Genomic DNA, 17,944 nt, shown 5'->3' with positions numbered 1-17,944 from the left:
GCAAGAACCGTTCCTGTCACAAAACGGAAACATCGCCGTTCGTTATTCGAACACGAACGCCAGCCGCTTGCCCGTCAGCTTCGCCAGTTGCTGCAGGCGGCCATCCAGTCGCTCGCCGGCGAAATCGCAATAATCATGCGGCACGACGAATTCCAGATCGAGATCGGGATTGCCGGATTTGCGGAATTTGAGGTGGTCGACGACGCCCGGCATCGAGGCCGAGAAGAGATAGACGACGCGCAGCAGGCCGCCCAGCAATTTACCAAGCTCCTGCAACCGGTCGCCCGCCATGGCGGCAAGCGGCTGCGTGGTGCCGTTGTCGTTCAGACCTTCGAAGCGATAATAATTGGCGAGCGCAATATAGGCGCGGCCGGGATGGGTGATCGCCACGAAAGAAGAGTGGGCGATGATGTTGAGCGCCTGCAATCCGCGATAATCGGGATGGGCGCGCCAGCTGATATCGGCGAGAAGGCAGGCCGCCTGCCGGTAACGGCTCTCCTCTTCGGTCTCGTCAACGCCGAAGACCGGGAAGGTGCGGCCGCTCCAGTCCGCCAGTTCGCGCGCATGTTCCGGCGAGCGGGCGCGCAGAATGGCAAGTTCATCGGCGGCAACCAGCAGCGGATCGAAATCCCGCTCTTCTTCCGTCAACAACGAATAGAGATAACCTTCGCGCACGCCCTGCGCCGAGAAGGCGATCCTGGCCGGCTTCATCATTTTCAGAACTTCGCGCATGGCGATGGCGCCGAAGGGCAGAAGCGAGCGGCGGTTCTTGGAGACCGCCTGCCAGGCCGGGTCCTTGCTATCCCGGGAGACGATGACCTCCTCGAGAAAATTCAGCATTTCCTCCAGCGGCAATTCATAACCCTGCATCATATGCAGCGGATAGCCCGATATCTCCATATGCAGCTTGGCGATGTTTCGCCAGGTGCCACCCACCGCGTAAAAGGTGCGCCCCTCACCCGCCGCCAGAAGCTTGGCGAAGGATTTGACGTGTTTTCTGGCAATCGTCGCCGCTTTTTCCAGCGAGCCGTCCGACTGCTCCGACAGCCGCAGGCCGCCGAGCGGCAGGGTGATGCCCTCGCCGCAGCTCTTGCCCTTGATATCGATGAGTTCGAGCGAACCGCCGCCGAGGTCACCGGCGATGCCGTCTGGATCATGGAAACCGCTGATCACGCCATAGGCGGAATAAAGCGCTTCCTTTTCGCCTGACAGCACCTCGATCTCGCAGCCGAGAATGGCTTCGGCCTCGCGGATGAAATCCGGGCCGTTTTCCGCCTCACGCGCCGCAGCCGTCGCCAGCACATAGAGCTTCTGCGCCTGCGCCTGCTCGGAAAGGACATGGAAACGCCGAAGCGCCATCAGCGCCCGGCTGACGCCTTCCTCATGCATGCGGCCCGTCAGCGCCAGTCCCTTGCCAAGGCCGCACAGGACCTTTTCATTGAACAGCACCGCAGGCGCGCGGGAAAGACCTTCATATACGACGAGACGAACGGAGTTCGAACCAATATCTATGACGGAAACGGGGGCAAGGCCGGTCAGCCGCCCCTGTGCTTCTGATCGAGTCATTCAGCCTGTTTCTTGCGGGACGAAATCAACCCGGCAATCAATTTGGGCGCACTGGATTTCAAGGCTTCACCACGTCCGGAAAGGCTGGGATTGGTCATGAAATAGTGCTGCGCGTTGAACGGTTCTTCGCCTTTACGCACCTCGATGCGCCTCGACGTTCCGTCCGCAAGTATCTCGTAGCTCTGCTGGTTGTCAATGAGATTGCCCAGCATAATCTGTGAAAGAACCTGCTCATGCACGGTGGGATTGGTGAGCGGAACCAGCGTTTCCACACGCCGATCAAGGTTGCGCGGCATCATGTCGGCCGAGCCGATATAGACCAGCGCCTTGTCCGACGGCAGGCCGAAACCATTGCCGAAGCAGAAGATGCGGCTGTGTTCGAGGAAGCGTCCGACAATGGATTTGACGCGGATATTGTCCGAGAGGCCCGGGACCTGCGGGCGCAGGCAGCAGATGCCGCGCACAACGAGATCGACCTCCACGCCCGCCGCACTTGCGCGGTAGAGCGTATCGATGATTTCAGGATCGACCAGCGAATTCATCTTCATCCAGATCGCCGCCGGCGCACCGCGCTTGGCGTGCTCGATCTCTTCATTGATGTGCTTTACGATGCGTGCGCGCAGCGTATAGGGCGAAATGGCGAGCTTCATGCCTTCTTCCGGTTCGCCGTAACCCGTGATGAAGTTGAAGATATTCGCCATGTCGTGGGCGATCTTCGGGTTGCAGGTGAAGAAGGACAGGTCGGTGTAAATCTTGGCGGTGATCGGGTGATAGTTGCCGGTGCCGAGGTGGCAATAGGTTCTGAGCTTGCCGTCCTCGCGGCGCACCACCATCGACATCTTGGCGTGGGTCTTGAGTTCGATGAAGCCGAAGACGACCTGCACGCCGGCCCGCTCCAGATCGCGCGCCCAGCGGATGTTCGCCTCTTCATCGAAACGCGCTTTAAGTTCCACCAGCGCGGTCACGGATTTACCGGCTTCCGCCGCATCGATCAGCGCGCGAACGATCGGGCTGTCATTGGAGGTGCGGTAAAGCGTCTGCTTGATGGCGAGCACTTCGGGATCGCGCGCCGCCTGCAGCAGGAACTGCACGACCACGTCGAAGCTTTCATAGGGGTGGTGAACCACCATGTCCTTTTCGCGGATGGCGGCGAGGCAATCGCCGGCATGTTCGCGCACGCGCTCGGGGAAACGGGCGTTGTATGGTTCGAATTTCAGGTCGTCGCGCGGCGCGCGGACGATTTCCGAGATGGTGTTGAGCGCGAGAAGGCCGGGCAGAACGGCGACGCGATTATCCGGCACGCCAAGCTCGTGCACCACGAACTGGCGCAGCGACTGCGGCATTTCGCTGTCGGTCTCGATACGGATAACGGAACCGCGGCGGCGGCGCTTCAGCGCGCTTTCGAAGAAACGGACCAGATCTTCCGCCTCTTCTTCGACTTCGATATCGCTGTCGCGGATGATGCGGAACGTGCCGAATCCCTTGACGCTATAGCCGGGATAAAGCCGGTGAATGAACAGGCCGACCACATCTTCGAGCGTGATGTAACGGATGGCGTTCTTGTCATCCGGCAGGCGCACGAAACGGTCGAGCGCCGGCGGCAGGCGCAGGAGCGCCGTCATCGGCTCGCGGCCGTTGACGCTGTCGAGCTGCAGACCCATCGAGAAACCGAGGTTCGGAATGAAGGGGAACGGATGCGCCGGGTCGATGGACAGCGGCGTCAGCACCGGGAAAATGCGTTCCTCGAATTCGGTGCCCAGCCAGGTGCGATCCGCATCCGAAAGTGCGGCGGGGCGCACGATGAAGATTTCTTCCTTGGCGAGATATTGCTGCAGAACGGCGAGCGATGCCTGCTGCTCCATCTGCAGATTGTCGATTTCCTTCAGAATATCTTCGAGCTGCTCGGCCGGCGTCTTGCCGTCCGGCGTCTTGACGGTGATCTTCTGGCGCACCTGCCCCTCTAGGCCGGCGACGCGGACCATGAAGAATTCATCGAGGTTGGCGGCCGAGATGGAGAGGAAGCGCAGCCGCTCCAGCAGCGGATGATCCGTGTTCAGCGTTTCTTCGAGAACGCGGCGGTTGAACTGGAGCCAGGAGAATTCGCGGTTGATGAAACGCGCCGGGCTGTCCCACAGGCTCTCGCCTTCGGTCACCGGCTGAACCTTGTTGAAGTCTTCCTGCGCGATAGCGTCCATTCCCTGTTCCATCCCCTGACCGATTTCCGTCCCGTGATCCTGCTGCATCGCGCGATCGTCCTTCTTGCCCGTATAACAGTTTGACGACGGAACTGTGACAGTCAATCGATGTCCAGTCCGCTGCCCGCTGCTGCGTTGTCCATCGCGTTGAGGACCTCCGCCACCAGCGGCCGTGTAATTCTCGTTCCACGCGAAAGCGCCAGCCGGTCGATCCGGTCCACGATCGTCTGCGCCGTATCGAGCGAACGCTCCATTCTATTGACGATGTAACCTATGAGTTTGTCATCCATGTAAAGCTGCCGGTCGGCGAAGAGTTTCACCAGCACCTGCGCCAGCAGCCCCTCGTCCGGCTCGCCGGTTTCCACCACCGTTACGGCTTTGAGGCGCGAGCGCAGGTCGGGCAGCGTCACGGGCCATGCGGCCGGCCATTGCCGGCTCGTCATCAAAAGCGTGGTGCCGTGCTGGCGTACGCTGTTGATGACATGGAAAAGTTCGGTTTCGCCAAAACCGCGCCGGTCGGCGTCCTCGAAAAGAACAGGTCCCGTTTCGGCAGCACGCGCGGCATCGGAGCCCGTCTCGGGGTGAATGTCGCGCGCGTCGCTGATGTTTTTCCAGATATTGGCGAGATGCGATTTTCCCGAACCCGGCGGCCCGGCCAGCACGACGACGGGCGAGCGCCAGTTCGGCCATTCATCGATGAGGCTGACGGCAGCCGCAAGCGAGGCGGAAACGAGGAGATCATCCCTGCCGGAAGCGGACTGGTGCGAGAATGCGAGCGGCAGCTGCTCGGCCTTCGACCGGGCGTTGTCGGTTTTGATTTGGTCAGTCATCGTCAGCTCTGAGAGTCAACCTTGCCGGAGGATGTTTCCCCTTCTTCCAGGGCAGGGTTTGTGTCCCAGGGAAGGTTGGCGGCATGCCCGTGGTAAAGATCGCTTTCAAGATACCGCGACAAGGCGAAGCGGACAAGCACACCGACCGCCGCCGCAGCCGGCACTGCGACGAGAAGCCCGACGAAACCGAAAAGCGCACCGAAGGCAAAAAGGGCGAACATCAGCCAGACCGGATGCAGGCCGACGCTTTTGCCGACAAGCTTCGGCTGCAGGATGTTGCCTTCGATGAACTGGCCGGAAAAGAACACAACGAGCGTCAGAAACACATAGATGTAATCCGGCCAGAACTGCACGATGGCGACGCCGACGGCAAGGATGAGGCCGACCATGGAGCCGATATAGGGAATGAAGCTGATGAGGCCTGAGAAGAGGCCGATCAGCAGGCCGAAATTCAAACCCACCAGCGACAGGCCGACGGCGTAATAAACGCCGAGAATGATGCAGAGCGACCCCTGCCCGCGCACGAAACCGGCAATGGTCTTGTCCATGTCGCGGGCGATCTGGCGGACGGTATGGACATAATCGCGCGGTATCCAGCTGTCGACCTTGTCGATCATCCGGTCCCAGTCGAGCAGCAGATAGAAGGCGACCACGGGCGTGACGACCAGCAGCGACATGACATCGACCAGCGATTTGCCGGAATTCCATATCTGCGTCAAAAGCGTGCCGATGAAACCCGCGCCTTCGGTCAAAAGCTTCGAAAAATTCTCCTTCACGGCGTCGATCTGGCTGCTCACCCAATCCGGCAGGAGATTGGTGTCGGCGCCGGCAATCAGCTGCTGCAATGACGAGATATATTGCGGGATGCGCGTGATGAATTCCGAGGCCTGGGCGACGATCAGCGGAATGATGATGATGAGCGACAGCGCGAAGAGCAGCACGAAGGAGACGAGGATGACGACGGTGGCCATCAACCGGCTAAGGCCGCGCCGTTCCAGCCAGTCGGCCACCGGGTCGAGAAAATAGGCAAGCGCCATGCCCGCCACGAAAGGCAGGAGAATGGAGCTGAAGACCATCAGGAAAAGGACAAAGACGGCAAGCACGCCGATCCAGAAAAACACCTGCCGGCGCAGGCTCGTACCGCTTACATGGGGTTGCATCCGTTCATCCTTTATCGCCGCACCGTCACCGCCCATGATGGAGATAGGATGCGCATATGCACATGGTCAAGACCGGCGCTTTCGCGCGCAGGCAGAAGGAGACTGCCCGTGCTGCGGTAAAACCCCTCATTTCCGGCCAACCCCTCGCAACGGCAGGTTGACCGACGGTAAATATTAGACAACTATCAAATATTGCCGGGCGAGCCAGCGGCGCTCCTTCATGTCCGGCGGCCGGGGGGCACGATGCAGAGCACCAGTGAAAATGGCATCGCGGAATATAATGCCGGTCTCTTCGATAATCCCGAAGTTGCCGAATGGTATGACAACCAGCAGCTTTACCCGGCCGAACGCATCATTCTCGACCAGTTCCGCCATGCCTATGCGGGCAAGCGGCTGCTTGACCTCGGCGTCGGCACCGGCCGAACGACGAAGCCGCTTTTGCCGCTGGTGGGAGACTATATCGGCATTGACCGCTCGCAGCCGATGCTTGCGCTGGCGCGGCGCAATTTTCCCACCGCCACGTTTCTCGATATGGATGTACGGGCGATCGGCCAGTTCGGCGCGGAACGTTTCGATTGCGTGCTCGGCGCGCTCGCGATTCTAAGCGCCTTCGACCATGAGGACCGGCTTGCCATCATCAATGCCGTCCGAAGCATTCTGTCGCCGGGCGGGTACTTCATCTTTTCTTTTCATAACCGGCAATGGAAGCGGGCCGGCGGCACGCCGCTGCACCGACGCTCCTGGCACCCGCGCGAGGTGGTGAATTCGCTGCATCCGCAAAGCTGGATCAACTATCTGCGCCTGCAACCTTCGACACGGCGGACGCCGGAGTATGCCATTCTCGCGGATCAGGCGCATCGCTGGAGCGGCCTGTTTTATTTCATCGACCTTGCCGCCCAGACCCGCCAACTGGAAGCGGCGGGCTTTGAGATCGCCGCACGTTATGGCGAGAACGGACGGCCGATAGAGGAAAATTCCGATACGTCCAATGACGGCCTGCTCAATCTCGTCTGTCGCGCCGCGCCGCAGCCATCGTGAGCACCCAATCCGGCCAGCCCCGCCAAAGCCGTTAAAAACCGGAGCTTTTGCCACTCAAACCCTTGCATCAGGCCCCGTCCCGTGCGAATGGCGACGCCAAAGGAACCAGCGGAGACGAGAGCCATGAGCCAGTCGGGCAAGAACGGTCTTACCTATAGTGATGCAGGTGTGGATATCGACGCCGGCAACCTGATGGTCGAAAAGATCAAACCGGCGGTGCGTTCGACGCGGCGTCCCGGCGCGGATGGCGAAATCGGCGGCTTCGGCGGCCTGTTCGATCTGAAAGCTGCAGGCTTCACCGATCCGGTTCTGGTGGCCGCCAATGACGGCGTCGGCACCAAGCTGAAGATCGCCATCGATGCTGACTATCACGACACCGTCGGCATCGATCTCGTCGCCATGTGCGTCAACGATCTCGTCGTCCAGGGCGCAGAACCGCTGTTCTTCCTCGACTATTTCGCGACCGGCAAGCTGGACCCAGACCAGGGTGCGGCCATCGTTTCCGGCATTGCCGCCGGCTGCCGCGAATCCGGCTGTGCGCTGATCGGCGGCGAAACCGCTGAAATGCCCGGCATGTATTCCGATGGCGATTACGATCTCGCGGGCTTTGCCGTGGGCGCGGCCGAACGCGGCCAGCTTCTGCCGGCTGGCGACATTTCCGAAGGCGACGTCATTCTCGGCCTCTCCTCTTCCGGCGTCCACTCCAACGGCTTTTCGCTGGTGCGCAAGATCGTGTCGATCTCCGGCCTCGACTGGAGCGCCCCTGCCCCCTTCGCGGACGGCAAGAAGCTCGGCGAAGCGCTGCTGACGCCGACCCGCATCTATGTGAAGCCGCTTTTGAAGGCGATCCGCGAGACCGGCGCGCTGAAGGCGCTGGCGCATATTACCGGCGGCGGTTTCCCGGAGAATATTCCGCGTGTTCTTCCCAAGCATCTTGCTGCCGAAATCGATCTCGAGGCTATCAAGGTTCCCGCCGTCTTCTCGTGGCTGGCGAAAACCGGCGGCGTCGAAGCGAAGGAAATGCTGCGCACCTTCAATTGCGGTGTCGGCATGATCGTCGTCGTTTCGGCTGAAAATGCCGAAAAGGTCACCGAGGTTCTGACCGCTGAAGGCGAGACCGTCTTCCCGCTCGGCAGCATGGTCGCCCGCGAAGAAGGCGCGCATGGCACCATCTACAAGGGCGCTCTCGGCCTATGATGAGCGCCGCCTTCCCGTCCGGCCGCAAACGCGTCGTCGTTTTCATTTCCGGCAGCGGCTCCAACATGGTGTCGCTGGCCAAGGCCTGTCAGGCGGCGGATTTTCCGGCGGAAATCGTCTGCGTCATCTCGGACAAGGCGTCTGCGGGCGGGCTGGAAAAGGCACGGGGCATGGGCATTCCCACGCTGGTCTTCGAGCGCAAGACCTATGCCAGCAAGGCCGAGCATGAGGGCGCCATTCTGGCCGCACTTGGTGAAATCGCGCCCGATATCATTTGTCTCGCCGGTTACATGCGGCTGATATCGGGGGATTTCATTGCTCCCTATGAAGGGCGCATCATCAATATCCACCCTTCCCTGCTGCCGCTTTTCCCCGGCCTGCACACCCATCAGCGCGCCATTGACAGCGGCATGAAGATTTCCGGCTGCACCGTGCATTTCGTCACTGAAGGCATGGATGAAGGCCCGACCATCGCGCAGGGTGCGGTGCCGGTCGTTTCCGGCGATACGGCCGACACGCTGGCGGCGCGGATCCTGACAGTCGAGCATCAGCTCTACCCGCTCACCCTGAAGCGGCTTGCCGAAGGCAAGGTTCGAATGGAAGACGGCAAGGCGGTCTCCACGGATGGCGAAAGTAAAGCTGAGTATTCCAACCTCATCTCCGCCTCCTGATAAAGCTATAACTAAAGTACAAAAAGCACCCATAATGGTATTTTTGGGAAAATAAACCGATCGTTTACCATAATCATCTTTAATGCCCGCAACGGCCCTTATTTCGGGCCCTCCGGTCATTCAGGAGCGATTATGCCATTGTCGAGATTTTCCCTGCCGCTTTCTGTTGTCCTGATGGCAGGCGCCAGCCTGCCCGTCGCGGCTGAGCAAAGCGGCATTACAGCCTCGGTGGATGCCGGCGTTCTCAATCTCCGCGCGACGGAAACCGTGCATATCGGTGGTCGCAAGCTGAGCGAACTCGAATGGGAAACCAAAAACGCCATGGCATTGCGCGGCTCGCTCGGACTTGAACTTTCGCCCGGCTGGCGCGTCAAGGCGGAAGGCCGCGTCGGCTTCGAGGGCGACGGCTACATGACCGACTACGACTGGGTTTGGCCTTTTTCCAGAGATAGCTCGAAGGACAATTGGAGCCACCGTTCCCAGCATGACGACACGCGGCTCGACCATTATTTTTCGGGAAGCCTCGAACTCAATCGCATGTTGCTGGACGATCCGCAGCAATATCTCAGCGCCGGCGTCGGTTTTCGTTATACGGATGTTCAATGGTCGGCTTATGGCGGCAACGCCGTTTACAGCGTTTTCTCCCCCCGCGATTTCTCCGGCAAATTCAAGGATGGCCTCAAGGGGATCACCTATCGCCAGCAAATCCCGGTCTTCTACGGCAACCTGACGGGCGGCCAGAGGTTCGGCAACTGGTCGCTCAATCTGGGCCTCGAAGGCGGCGCCATGGTCTACGGCAAGGCGACCGACGATCACTGGCTGCGCGACATGCGCTTCACCGACAAATTCGACGTCGCCGGCATGTTCGGGGTCAAGGCCGGCGTCGCCTATGACCTGACCGAGAATGCCTCGATCTATCTCGACGGCGCGTATGACTACACCAGCCTCGGGCGCGGAGACACCCACTACAGCGGCGCAGGCGCAGGCGACCTGTCATCGGAGAAGAATGCCGGCGGTGGCGACTTGCAGTCGATTTTCGTGGGGATGGGTGTGAGAGGACGCTTCTGATTTCGATGGCGACCGTCGAGAAGAGATCGACCCGATGTACTTGGCTAACCACTTGACCAAGTACGATGGCGCTCCTAATATCATCATGAATATGAGCGAGGCCATGGCTGCCATGACGATTACGATTAAAGTCGGTGAAGCAAAAACGCATCTTTCAGAGCTTCTGGCCAAGGTCGAGGCGGGAGAAGAGGTCGTTATTGCGCGTGGAAATGAGCCTGTGGCGCGTCTCGTCAGGGCGAACGATTTCCAGTCCCGCCGACAGCTCGTCGCCGCGATACGCGCAGAGAGGTCGCAACGAGCCAAGACGACGGCGGATGAAATCAGAGCGTGGAAAGAAGAAGGCCGCAAATAATGGCCTTCGTTGTGGATGCATCGGTTGTCGCGGCCTGGTTCCTGACTGACGAGGATGGCGCAGTTGCCGACGACGCTCTGGCGCGACTGGAAACGCAGGACGCTTTCGCACCCGATCTTCTGTCACACGAGCTACGCAACATATTGCTTTCGGCCGAACGCCGAAAGCGTATTTCCGCGGATGACATCTTCGCAATTCTTATGCGTTTCGCCAGCCTGCCGGTTACGCTTTCATCAAGCGCCGATCACGTGTCGATTATTCGTCTGGCGCAAAAACATGCCCTTTCCGCTTATGACGCTGCCTATCTGTCGCTCGCGATTTCGCACAACGCGCCTTTGGCAACACAGGACAGAAAGCTTGCGGCTGCCGCAAAGCTGGAAAACGTCGCGTTCGTCTAAGGTTTATTCAAAGCCGGGCGCGATTCAACATCGCCCATTGCAGCAGAATGATCGTCTTGGAATCGGTGATTTCACCCGATGCGATCATCGCGAAGGCTTCGTCCAGCCGGTAGGTCAGAACCTCGAGATCCTCACCCTCATCCTCCAGTCCGCCACCGCTGCCGGCCTGCACGTCAAGATCGATGCGGGCGACGAAGAGGCTGACCTTTTCCGTCAGTGTGCCGGGGCTGGCATACATATCGAACAGATAGTCGACCTTTTCGACGGCGTAGCCGGATTCTTCCATCGCCTCACGGCGGATGGCGACAGCCGCATCGTCGTCGTCGAGAAGCCCCGCCGGCACCTCGATCATGAAGCTTTGATCGCCGTTCACGAAGGCGGCGGGGCGGAACTGGCGCACCATCACCACGCTGTCGCGCTTCGGATCATAAAGAAGAATGGCGGCGGCACTGCCATGGTCGTGGACTTCACGGACGATACGGATGGTTTTGCCATCCGGCATGCGCTGGTCGAAAACGAGCCTCTGCATATGCACGAAGCCCTTCCAGACGGTTTCTTTTTCCACCAGCCGGATTCTGCCCACATCCGTGTCGGCCGGAATGTTTTTCGCCTGCGTCTGTGTCACCGGATATGTCCTTGCCTGTCGTGGAATCTCAGCCTGCCCGTGTTGCGGCGCAATATCAAGCTTCGCGGGTCCCGTCATCGCGGCGGAGCCAGACCTTGTTGTCGTGAAAAGCCGCACCGCCATAGGGGGCGACGGCATCGGCGCCGGTCAGCACATTGATGCCTTCGCCATCCAGATGCGCCCTGTTTGGCCATAGCCCTTCGGCGATGAGCACACCCGGTCTTGCACCCTCCACGATTTTCGCATGGAGGCGCACTTCGCCGCGATTATTGCCGATGCGGACGATGTCGCCATCGGCGATGCCGTTGCCGCTCGCATCTTCGGGACAGATCATCAATTCCGGACGGCCTTCCTTCTGCACGGAGGTCTTCGTTTCCGCGAAGGTGGAGTTCAGGAAGTTGCGCGCCGGCGATGTCGCCAGCCGGAAGGGATGGTCGCGATCCACGGTTTCGATGACGTCGACCTGATCGGGGAATTTCGGAAATTGCGCAACAGGCCCCATCACACCGATATTTTTCGGCGGCTTGTTCGGAGACGGTCCAGTCGCCCATTCGGGACTGAAGCGGAATTTGCCATCGCCGTAACCGAAGCCTTCAAGATAATGCGCCACCTCGAAGGACGGCTGCGCATCGATCCACTTCTCTTCAGCCAGCGTGTCGAAATCGCCCCAACCGCTGACTTTGAGCATACGGTCGACATGATCGCGGGCCGAAAGGCCGAAGCCCGGCATATGGTCGACGCCGAGGCGTTTTGCCAGTTCCTCGATGACGAAGAGATTGGTGCGCACCGTTTCCGGCGGCTCCACCAGTTTGGGCCCAAGCAGAATATGGTTCTGGCCGCCGGCGCGGTAGATGTCGTCATGTTCGAGGAACATGGTGGCGGGCAGCACGATATCGGCCACATCGGCCGTCTCGGTCATGAACTGCTCATGCACGGCGACAAAGAGATCGTCGCGCAGGAAACCCTGTTTCACCAGCCGCTGTTCGGGCGCGACATTGACGGGATTGGTGTTCTGGATGAGCAGCGCCGTCACCGGGCCGCCGTGGCGCAGCGCCTCCGCGTCCCCCGTCAGCACGCGGCCGATCTGCGATTGGTCGAGCTGGCGCACCTCGGGGTCGGCGTAAGAACTGCCCATCAGCTCCGACTTGTTGAGCCGGAAGATGTCGCCATTGTTGTGGAACGCGCCACCGCCCTCATATTGCCAGGAACCGAGAACCGTGGCGATGGAAAGCGCCGCATGCATGGCGACCGCGCCGTTGCGCTGGCGGGCAAAACCATATCCGAGCCGGAAGAAGGTCTTCTTCGTGGCGCCGACCAGCCTTGCGAAATCCTCGATCTCATTGACCGAAAGACCGGTGATTTCGGATGCCCATTGCGGCGTCTTCGTCTTCAGATGCGCCTCAAGCCCCGCCGGATCGTCGGCGAAGCGCGCCATATAATCACGGTCGGCGTAACCGTCGCGGAAGGCGATGTGCATGACGGCGCAGGCAAGTGCGGCATCCGTGCCGGGGCGGACGACGAGGCGCATATCCGCCTGCTTCATGGTCGGATTGTCGTAGATATCGACGACGACGATCTTCGCGCCGCGTTCCTTGCGGGCTTTCACCGCATGGGTCATGACATTGACCTGCGTGGCGACCGCATTGGTGCCCCAGATGACGACGACATCGGCCTTGGCGATCTCGCGCGGATCCGGGCCGCGCAGTGCGCCGGTGCCCATCACATAACCGGTCCAGGCCATGTTGGTGCAGATCGAACCGAAGAAGCCGGAATATTTCTTGGCGTGGCGCAGGCGCTCAATGGAGTCCCGCTGCACCTGCCCCATGGTGCCGGCATAGAAATAGGGCCAGATGGCCTCAGTACCATGCCGCGCCTCGGCCTTGACGAAAGCGTCCGCCACCTCGTCCAGAGCCGCTTCCCAGGAGATTTCCTGCCAGTCGCCGGCGCCCTTCGCACCCTTGCGACGCTTCGGGGTCAGAAGACGGCCGGGATGATAAATGCGTTCGGAGTAACGCGCCACCTTGGCGCAGATCACGCCGGCGGTGTAAGTATTGGCATTCGCACCGCGCACGCGGCCGATGCGGCCATCGGCATTGATGTCGACTTCGAGCGCGCAGGCGCTCGGACAGTCATGCGGGCAGACCGTGTGTCCGATACGGACTTCGGCCTTCGGGGCGGCTTTTTCAGCGGAAATCGGGGTCGCAACGTTCATGTCTTTTGTATATTGCATCAACGATGCGGCAAAAAGGCCGAAGTGACGTCCATCAAGAATATTCATCCTGGCCATCCGTCCGGGTAAACGGCAAGCGAGACACATCCATGAACTACCGCCACATCTATCACGCCGGCAATTTCGCGGATGTCCTCAAACATGCCGTTCTCGCCCGCCTCGTGCGTTACCTGCAGAACAAGGACAAGGCATTCCGGGTACTGGATACCCATGCCGGCATCGGTCTTTACGACCTGACCTCCGAAGAGGCGCAGAAGACGGGCGAATGGCAGACCGGCATCGGCAAGCTGATGGAGGCCGATCTGCCCGCCCCCATCGCCGAATTGCTGGAGCCCTATCTTGCCGCCGTAAAGGAACTCAATCCGGAAGGCGGCGTGAAATTTTATCCCGGTTCGCCGAAACTCGCACGTATGCTGTTTCGCCCGCAGGACCGGCTTTCGGCCATGGAACTGCACCCGGATGACAGTCGCGCACTGGCGCGGCTGTTCGAGGGTGATTATCAGGTGCGCGTCACCGAACTGGATGGCTGGCTGTCGCTCGGCGCGCATCTGCCACCGAAGGAAAAGCGCGGCCTCATCCTCGTCGATCCGCCTTTCGAGCTTGAGAATGAATATCAGCGTCTGGCCGATGGCTTGAACAAGGCCTATCGGCGTTTTTCCACCGGCACCTATTGCCTGTGGTATCCCTTGAAGAAAGGCGCTCCGATCAAGGACTTCCACGAGCGGCTGCAATCCTTCGATATTCCGAAGATGCTGTGCGCGGAGCTTTCCGTCAGAAGCGACCGGCTGGATGGCCTGAGCGGCTCCGGCCTCATCATCGTCAATCCGCCCTATACGCTGAAGGACGAGTTGCACACGCTGCTGCCCTACCTGAAGACAACGCTGGCGCAGGACAGGTTCGCCTCGCAGCGCGCCTTCTGGCTGCGCGGCGAGGAAAAATCGGAAGATAATTGAGGGGCTATCTCAGCCCTTCCCGCCTCTGCGCCTGCGCCAGCTGCGACCGTTCGAAGAACAGGATCACGAACAGGGCCATGATGAAGGGAATGATGAGGTAGAACAGCCGGAAGACCAGAAGCGCCGCGATGACGTCCGCCGGGTTCATGTCCGGCAGGCCGGTGACGAAGACCAGTTCCAGCACCCCCAGGCCGCCCGGCGCGTGCGAGATGAGCGCCGCCGAAAAGGAAACCAGAAATATGCCGAGAATGACCATATAACCGGGATTTCCGGCTTCCGGCAGCGCGAAATAGATGATGCCCGCCGCGCCGATCAGCTCAATCGGGCCGATGACGAGTTGCTGCGCAACAAGCTTCGGCGCGGGGTACGGCAGCACGAAGGAGCCGATTTTCAGGGGTTTCAGCCTGAGCAGGCTGCCAAGAATATAAAGGCCGACGAAAAGGAGCAGCAGCACGCCTGTGGTGGTGGAGGCTTCGACGGGCAGAATGCCGGTAAACCGTTCGGTGATGTCAGGCTCGTAAAGCAGCACCAGCCCGATGAGCATGATCGTGCCGATGAGGAAGGTGAAGGAGCAGAGGCCGACAAGCACGCCCACTTCCGCTACACTCAGCCCCTTGGACGTATAGGCCCGATATCGCACCACGGCACCCGAGAATACCGAGGCCCCGACATTGTGGGACAGCGCATAGGTGGTGAAAGAGGTAAGCGTGATGAAGAACCAGTTCACTTTGCGGCCAAGATGCTGCAACGCGATGCGGTCGTAACCGGCGAGCGCGGCATAGGCCAGCAGGGTTGCAAGGCCCGAACACAGCCAGTCCCGCACGCGAATGGCTTTCAGACTGTCCCAGAGATCATCGAGCGACAGGCCGCGCAGTTCGTGAAAGAGCAACCATGCGGAAAAACCGATCGTCGCGAAGCCAACGACGGGCCAGATATATTTCTTGAATTTCATGCGGTCATGCCCGCCTATTTCCTCCAGCCTCACCCCAGCCCTGTTCCGTCTTTGCGGAAGATTCGTTCGACTTTATTCGTTATGCGGCAAAGCTTTCAACCTTTTCATCAAAGATTGGCGGTTTGCCCCGTTCACAAGTTGATGTAAGACCGGATCGTCGCCCGCCGGCGATGTGAGGTCGTCCATTTTCCGGAGAACGTACACGGAATGAAGCGTTATGCCGGTTTCATCGCCCTGGGCCTTCTGTCGCTCGGCGCATTGTGGTTCGCGCGGGAAAATCCGGCACCGACCGACCCCGCCGGCAACCGGCAGACACAATCCCAATCGCAGGCCGCCAGCAACTCCCGGCCGGACGCCCCAGGGCGCGACGCTTCCCGACAGGAGACGGGCAAAAACCCTGCGCCCCGCGGAAACGGGTTCGATTTTTACGTGCTGTCGCTCTCCTGGTCACCGGCATTCTGCGCCAGTTCCGAAGGCTCGGGCAACCGCCAGCAATGCGGCAGCGACAGGCGTTACGGTTTCGTGGTGCATGGGCTGTGGCCGCAGAACGAAAACGGCTATCCGGAATTCTGCCAAAGCGGCGAGCCCGACCGTGTTCCGGACGCGATCGGCCGCACCATGTTCGATATCATGCCGTCCATGGGCCTGATCGGCCACCAGTGGCGCAAGCACGGCTCCTGCTCCGGCCTGTCGCAGAGGGACTATTTCTCGGCGACACGGGCCGCCTTCGAAGCCATCCGGCTGCCGGGAAAGATCGCCTCAGGCACCGAAGCCGCCACTCTCTCCGCCGACGCCATAGAAACCGCCTTCACCGACGCCAATCCCGGCCTGTCGAAACGCGGCATCTCCATCAGCTGCGATGGCAGGCGCCTTGAGGAAGTGCGCATCTGCCTCAACAGGGACATGACATTCCGCGACTGCCCCGAGCTTGACCGCAAGGGCTGCCGCGCCAACGCCACGGAAATCATCCCCATTCGCTAGAGCGCGTCGAATGTTCCCTTTTGCGTTCTTCTACACATTTTCCAGACATAAAACCGCTATGCAGTTTTATTGACTATTCCAGTCCCCAGACGACAACCCACAGGACCCGACCATGGAACTGCTCTACTCGCCCGCCTCCCCCTACTCCGCCAAGGTACGTATGGCCGCGCGCCATCTCGGCATCGACATTACCTCCGTGCGCGTCGATACCAGTGCCGAGCCCGCAACGCTGATGGACAACAATCCACTCGGCAAGATTCCGGTCCTGCTTCTGGATGAAGGCGGCTCGGTCTATGACAGCGTGGCGATCATGCATTATCTCGACCGTCTTTCGGGCGGCAAGCTCTACCCGAAAAAGAACGGCAAGCGCACGGATGTGGAAATTCTAGAAGCGCTGTGCGACGGCATCATGGATTGCCTGCTCGCCATCGTTTACGAGCGTCGTTTTCGCCCGGAAGACAAGATCCACCAGCCATGGATCGACAAGCAGTGGAGCAAGGTGGTCCGCGGGCTTGATTATCTCAACACCAACCTGCCGAAAACCGGCAAGAAGCTGCATGGCGGCCATTTCGCCCTTGCCGCGATGATCGGTTATCTCGACCTGCGTTTCGCCGGCGAATGGGCCGAAGGGCGCGATGCGCTGGCCGGCTGGCCGGAAACCTTCGGCAAGCGTTTCGAAGCCTATGCGGAAATGAAGGCCGCCGCCTGAAGCGGATGCAGAAGGACGCCTGGTCGGAAGGCCGGGCATTCATGCCGACACATAACACCGAAAAACAAAAAAGCCGGGGCGAAAACCCCGGCTTTTCCAAATAACGATCCTTGAGGGATCAGAACTTGACGCCGATACCGGCCTTGACGGAGTGGTCGTCATAACCACGCGAGAAGGCGTCGTTGCCGAGCGTGTAGTCCTTCTTCTGGTAGTCGCTGTAGCGATATTCCAGACGAGCGGTGATGTTGTCGGTAACCATGGCTTCAACACCGGCACCAACCGTGTAACCGAGAGCCGTGGCGCTGTCCTTGTTGACGCCGTCACGAACCTTGTTGTCGGAAACAGCAAGACCGGCCGTACCATAGAGCAGGAACGGGTTCATGTCGTAACCGACGCGGCCACGCAGCGAGCCGTTGACGCCCTGCTTGCCTTCGACGGCGCGACCTGCGACCGTACCGGCGGAACCGCGCTCGTCACCGAGGTTGACGTCGGCTTCCGCACCGTAAACCAGCTGGCCGTTCTGCCAGTTGTAACCGCCGTAGAGACCGCCGCCAGCGCCCTTGGCGTCACGACCGTCGTTGCTGGAGCTGAAACGGCCCCAATCGTAGTTGACCGTACCACCGAGGTACGCACCGGACCAATCCTTGACCGGCGCGGGCTGGTCGTAGGACACCGGTGCCTGCGGCACTTCATTTACGGCGTCAGCGGCGTGAGCAGCCGAAAAGCCGGCGGCTGCCATGGTCGAAGCCATAAGGGTTGCTACGAAAATACGCATGCTATTCTCCTTTCAGGACCGCTCTGTACTCAAAACTATTGTTCTCAGACGCGGTGTAAACTCGTCGGGTTAATCGCCCCTCTGGAAACTGAATTTGATAGGAGAATGCGGAGATCAAAGAGCCAAAATGTGAATTGTTTGGGGCAGCGACGTGACTAGAATTAGACGTTGCCTAATTGCCACAAGGGGTTTATTAACCCTAACAGAAGCCTAACCAGCAATAGATCGCCTTTAAACTTAGTTA

At 60.1% G+C, this 17,944-nt stretch carries 17 protein-coding genes; 9 read left to right on the top strand and 8 right to left on the bottom strand.

What is annotated here, in order from left to right:
- Nucleotides 1-42: 42 nt before the first annotated feature.
- From ppx to L901_RS00600, 4 genes are read right to left on the bottom strand one after another with little or no spacing between them, the layout of a single operon-like run.
- Entirely contained in the window at nt 43-1,566 is a 1,524-nt protein-coding gene (gene ppx / locus L901_RS00615; protein WP_059752493.1) for an exopolyphosphatase, read from the bottom strand.
- The gene (locus L901_RS00610) at nt 1,563-3,866 is read right to left on the bottom strand and encodes an RNA degradosome polyphosphate kinase (RefSeq protein ID WP_371259702.1); all 2,304 of its coding nucleotides are present in this window, start codon (nt 3,864-3,866) and stop codon (nt 1,563-1,565) included. Before L901_RS00610 ends, ppx begins: the two co-directional genes overlap by 4 nt.
- On the bottom strand, nt 3,863-4,591 hold the full coding sequence (gene hdaA / locus L901_RS00605) for a DnaA regulatory inactivator HdaA (RefSeq protein ID WP_059752490.1): 729 nt from the start codon (nt 4,589-4,591) through the stop codon (nt 3,863-3,865). Before hdaA ends, L901_RS00610 begins: the two co-directional genes overlap by 4 nt.
- Before the next feature lie 2 nt (nt 4,592-4,593).
- On the bottom strand, nt 4,594-5,751 hold the full coding sequence (locus tag L901_RS00600; protein ID WP_003520774.1) for an AI-2E family transporter: 1,158 nt from the start codon (nt 5,749-5,751) through the stop codon (nt 4,594-4,596).
- Nucleotides 5,752-5,994: 243 nt separating this feature from the next.
- On the opposite strand from L901_RS00600, the gene L901_RS00595 reads away from it, so the two are divergent.
- The 6 genes from L901_RS00595 to L901_RS00570 all read left to right on the top strand — a co-directional run bounded on the left by L901_RS00595 (nt 5,995) and on the right by L901_RS00570 (nt 10,475).
- Nucleotides 5,995-6,789 (top strand): class I SAM-dependent methyltransferase, encoded by a 795-nt coding sequence (locus L901_RS00595; protein WP_059752488.1) that lies wholly within the window; start codon nt 5,995-5,997, stop codon nt 6,787-6,789.
- A gap of 123 nt (nt 6,790-6,912) precedes the next feature.
- A complete protein-coding gene (gene purM, locus L901_RS00590) occupies nt 6,913-7,986 on the top strand; it encodes a phosphoribosylformylglycinamidine cyclo-ligase (RefSeq protein ID WP_059752486.1) in 1,074 nt (357 codons plus the stop codon).
- On the top strand, nt 7,983-8,657 hold the full coding sequence (gene purN, locus L901_RS00585) for a phosphoribosylglycinamide formyltransferase (RefSeq protein ID WP_059752483.1): 675 nt from the start codon (nt 7,983-7,985) through the stop codon (nt 8,655-8,657). The genes purM and purN overlap by 4 nt, the downstream gene beginning before the upstream one ends.
- 132 nt (nt 8,658-8,789) lie before the next feature.
- Nucleotides 8,790-9,725 (top strand): omptin family outer membrane protease, encoded by a 936-nt coding sequence (locus L901_RS00580; protein ID WP_059752481.1) that lies wholly within the window; start codon nt 8,790-8,792, stop codon nt 9,723-9,725.
- 112 nt (nt 9,726-9,837) lie between these two features.
- Nucleotides 9,838-10,077 carry a type II toxin-antitoxin system Phd/YefM family antitoxin gene (locus L901_RS00575; RefSeq protein ID WP_059753156.1) on the top strand — a complete coding sequence of 80 codons (240 nt, stop codon included), beginning with the start codon at nt 9,838-9,840 and terminating at the stop codon, nt 10,075-10,077.
- Nucleotides 10,077-10,475, top strand: a complete 399-nt coding sequence (locus L901_RS00570; RefSeq protein WP_059752478.1) for a type II toxin-antitoxin system VapC family toxin — start codon at nt 10,077-10,079, stop codon at nt 10,473-10,475. The genes L901_RS00575 and L901_RS00570 overlap by 1 nt, the downstream gene beginning before the upstream one ends.
- A 7-nt stretch (nt 10,476-10,482) precedes the next feature.
- Here L901_RS00570 and L901_RS00565 read toward each other — a convergent pair whose 3' ends face one another.
- Together L901_RS00565 and L901_RS00560 are read right to left on the bottom strand one after the other, a co-directional pair.
- The gene (locus tag L901_RS00565) at nt 10,483-11,100 is read right to left on the bottom strand and encodes an NUDIX domain-containing protein (protein ID WP_059752476.1); all 618 of its coding nucleotides are present in this window, start codon (nt 11,098-11,100) and stop codon (nt 10,483-10,485) included.
- 55 nt (nt 11,101-11,155) lie between these two features.
- Nucleotides 11,156-13,378, bottom strand: a complete 2,223-nt coding sequence (locus tag L901_RS00560) for a molybdopterin-dependent oxidoreductase (protein ID WP_059752473.1) — start codon at nt 13,376-13,378, stop codon at nt 11,156-11,158.
- A 41-nt stretch (nt 13,379-13,419) separates the two neighbouring features.
- Here L901_RS00560 and L901_RS00555 point away from each other — a divergent pair, with 41 nt between their 5' ends.
- Nucleotides 13,420-14,283: a 23S rRNA (adenine(2030)-N(6))-methyltransferase RlmJ gene (locus L901_RS00555; RefSeq protein WP_059752470.1), complete on the top strand. Its 864-nt coding sequence runs from the start codon at nt 13,420-13,422 to the stop codon at nt 14,281-14,283.
- Between the two features lie 4 nt (nt 14,284-14,287).
- Here L901_RS00555 and L901_RS00550 read toward each other — a convergent pair whose 3' ends face one another.
- Nucleotides 14,288-15,235, bottom strand: a complete 948-nt coding sequence (locus L901_RS00550) for a lysylphosphatidylglycerol synthase domain-containing protein (protein WP_003520764.1) — start codon at nt 15,233-15,235, stop codon at nt 14,288-14,290.
- A 207-nt stretch (nt 15,236-15,442) separates the two neighbouring features.
- Here L901_RS00550 and L901_RS00545 point away from each other — a divergent pair, with 207 nt between their 5' ends.
- Both L901_RS00545 and L901_RS00540 read left to right on the top strand, forming a co-directional pair.
- On the top strand, nt 15,443-16,216 hold the full coding sequence (locus tag L901_RS00545; RefSeq protein WP_059752468.1) for a ribonuclease: 774 nt from the start codon (nt 15,443-15,445) through the stop codon (nt 16,214-16,216).
- Between the two features lie 112 nt (nt 16,217-16,328).
- Entirely contained in the window at nt 16,329-16,925 is a 597-nt protein-coding gene (locus L901_RS00540) for a glutathione S-transferase (RefSeq protein WP_059752466.1), read from the top strand.
- Nucleotides 16,926-17,043: 118 nt separating this feature from the next.
- Here L901_RS00540 and L901_RS00535 read toward each other — a convergent pair whose 3' ends face one another.
- A complete protein-coding gene (locus tag L901_RS00535) occupies nt 17,044-17,700 on the bottom strand; it encodes an outer membrane protein (RefSeq protein ID WP_035261664.1) in 657 nt (218 codons plus the stop codon).
- Between the last annotated feature and the right edge of the window lie 244 nt (nt 17,701-17,944).

Source organism: Agrobacterium sp. D14, assembly GCF_001526505.1.
GTDB classification, from domain to species: domain Bacteria; phylum Pseudomonadota; class Alphaproteobacteria; order Rhizobiales; family Rhizobiaceae; genus Agrobacterium; species Agrobacterium leguminum.
This window is presented reverse-complemented; position numbering and strand designations above follow the sequence as displayed.

Excerpts from the sequence above, each read along its gene's own strand:
- ppx (WP_059752493.1), bottom strand. The coding sequence starts at position 1,566 with ATGACTCGATCAGAAGCACAGGGGCGGCTGACCGGCCTTGCCCCCGTT.
- hdaA (WP_059752490.1), bottom strand. The coding sequence starts at position 4,591 with ATGACTGACCAAATCAAAACCGACAACGCCCGGTCGAAGGCCGAGCAG.
- L901_RS00600 (WP_003520774.1), bottom strand. The coding sequence starts at position 5,751 with ATGCAACCCCATGTAAGCGGTACGAGCCTGCGCCGGCAGGTGTTTTTC.
- L901_RS00595 (WP_059752488.1), top strand. The coding sequence starts at position 5,995 with ATGCAGAGCACCAGTGAAAATGGCATCGCGGAATATAATGCCGGTCTC.
- purM (WP_059752486.1), top strand. The coding sequence starts at position 6,913 with ATGAGCCAGTCGGGCAAGAACGGTCTTACCTATAGTGATGCAGGTGTG.
- purN (WP_059752483.1), top strand. The coding sequence starts at position 7,983 with ATGATGAGCGCCGCCTTCCCGTCCGGCCGCAAACGCGTCGTCGTTTTC.
- L901_RS00580 (WP_059752481.1), top strand. The coding sequence starts at position 8,790 with ATGCCATTGTCGAGATTTTCCCTGCCGCTTTCTGTTGTCCTGATGGCA.
- L901_RS00575 (WP_059753156.1), top strand. The coding sequence starts at position 9,838 with ATGACGATTACGATTAAAGTCGGTGAAGCAAAAACGCATCTTTCAGAG.
- L901_RS00570 (WP_059752478.1), top strand. The coding sequence starts at position 10,077 with ATGGCCTTCGTTGTGGATGCATCGGTTGTCGCGGCCTGGTTCCTGACT.
- L901_RS00560 (WP_059752473.1), bottom strand. The coding sequence starts at position 13,378 with ATGAATATTCTTGATGGACGTCACTTCGGCCTTTTTGCCGCATCGTTG.
- L901_RS00555 (WP_059752470.1), top strand. The coding sequence starts at position 13,420 with ATGAACTACCGCCACATCTATCACGCCGGCAATTTCGCGGATGTCCTC.
- L901_RS00550 (WP_003520764.1), bottom strand. The coding sequence starts at position 15,235 with ATGAAATTCAAGAAATATATCTGGCCCGTCGTTGGCTTCGCGACGATC.
- L901_RS00545 (WP_059752468.1), top strand. The coding sequence starts at position 15,443 with ATGAAGCGTTATGCCGGTTTCATCGCCCTGGGCCTTCTGTCGCTCGGC.
- L901_RS00540 (WP_059752466.1), top strand. The coding sequence starts at position 16,329 with ATGGAACTGCTCTACTCGCCCGCCTCCCCCTACTCCGCCAAGGTACGT.
- L901_RS00535 (WP_035261664.1), bottom strand. The coding sequence starts at position 17,700 with ATGCGTATTTTCGTAGCAACCCTTATGGCTTCGACCATGGCAGCCGCC.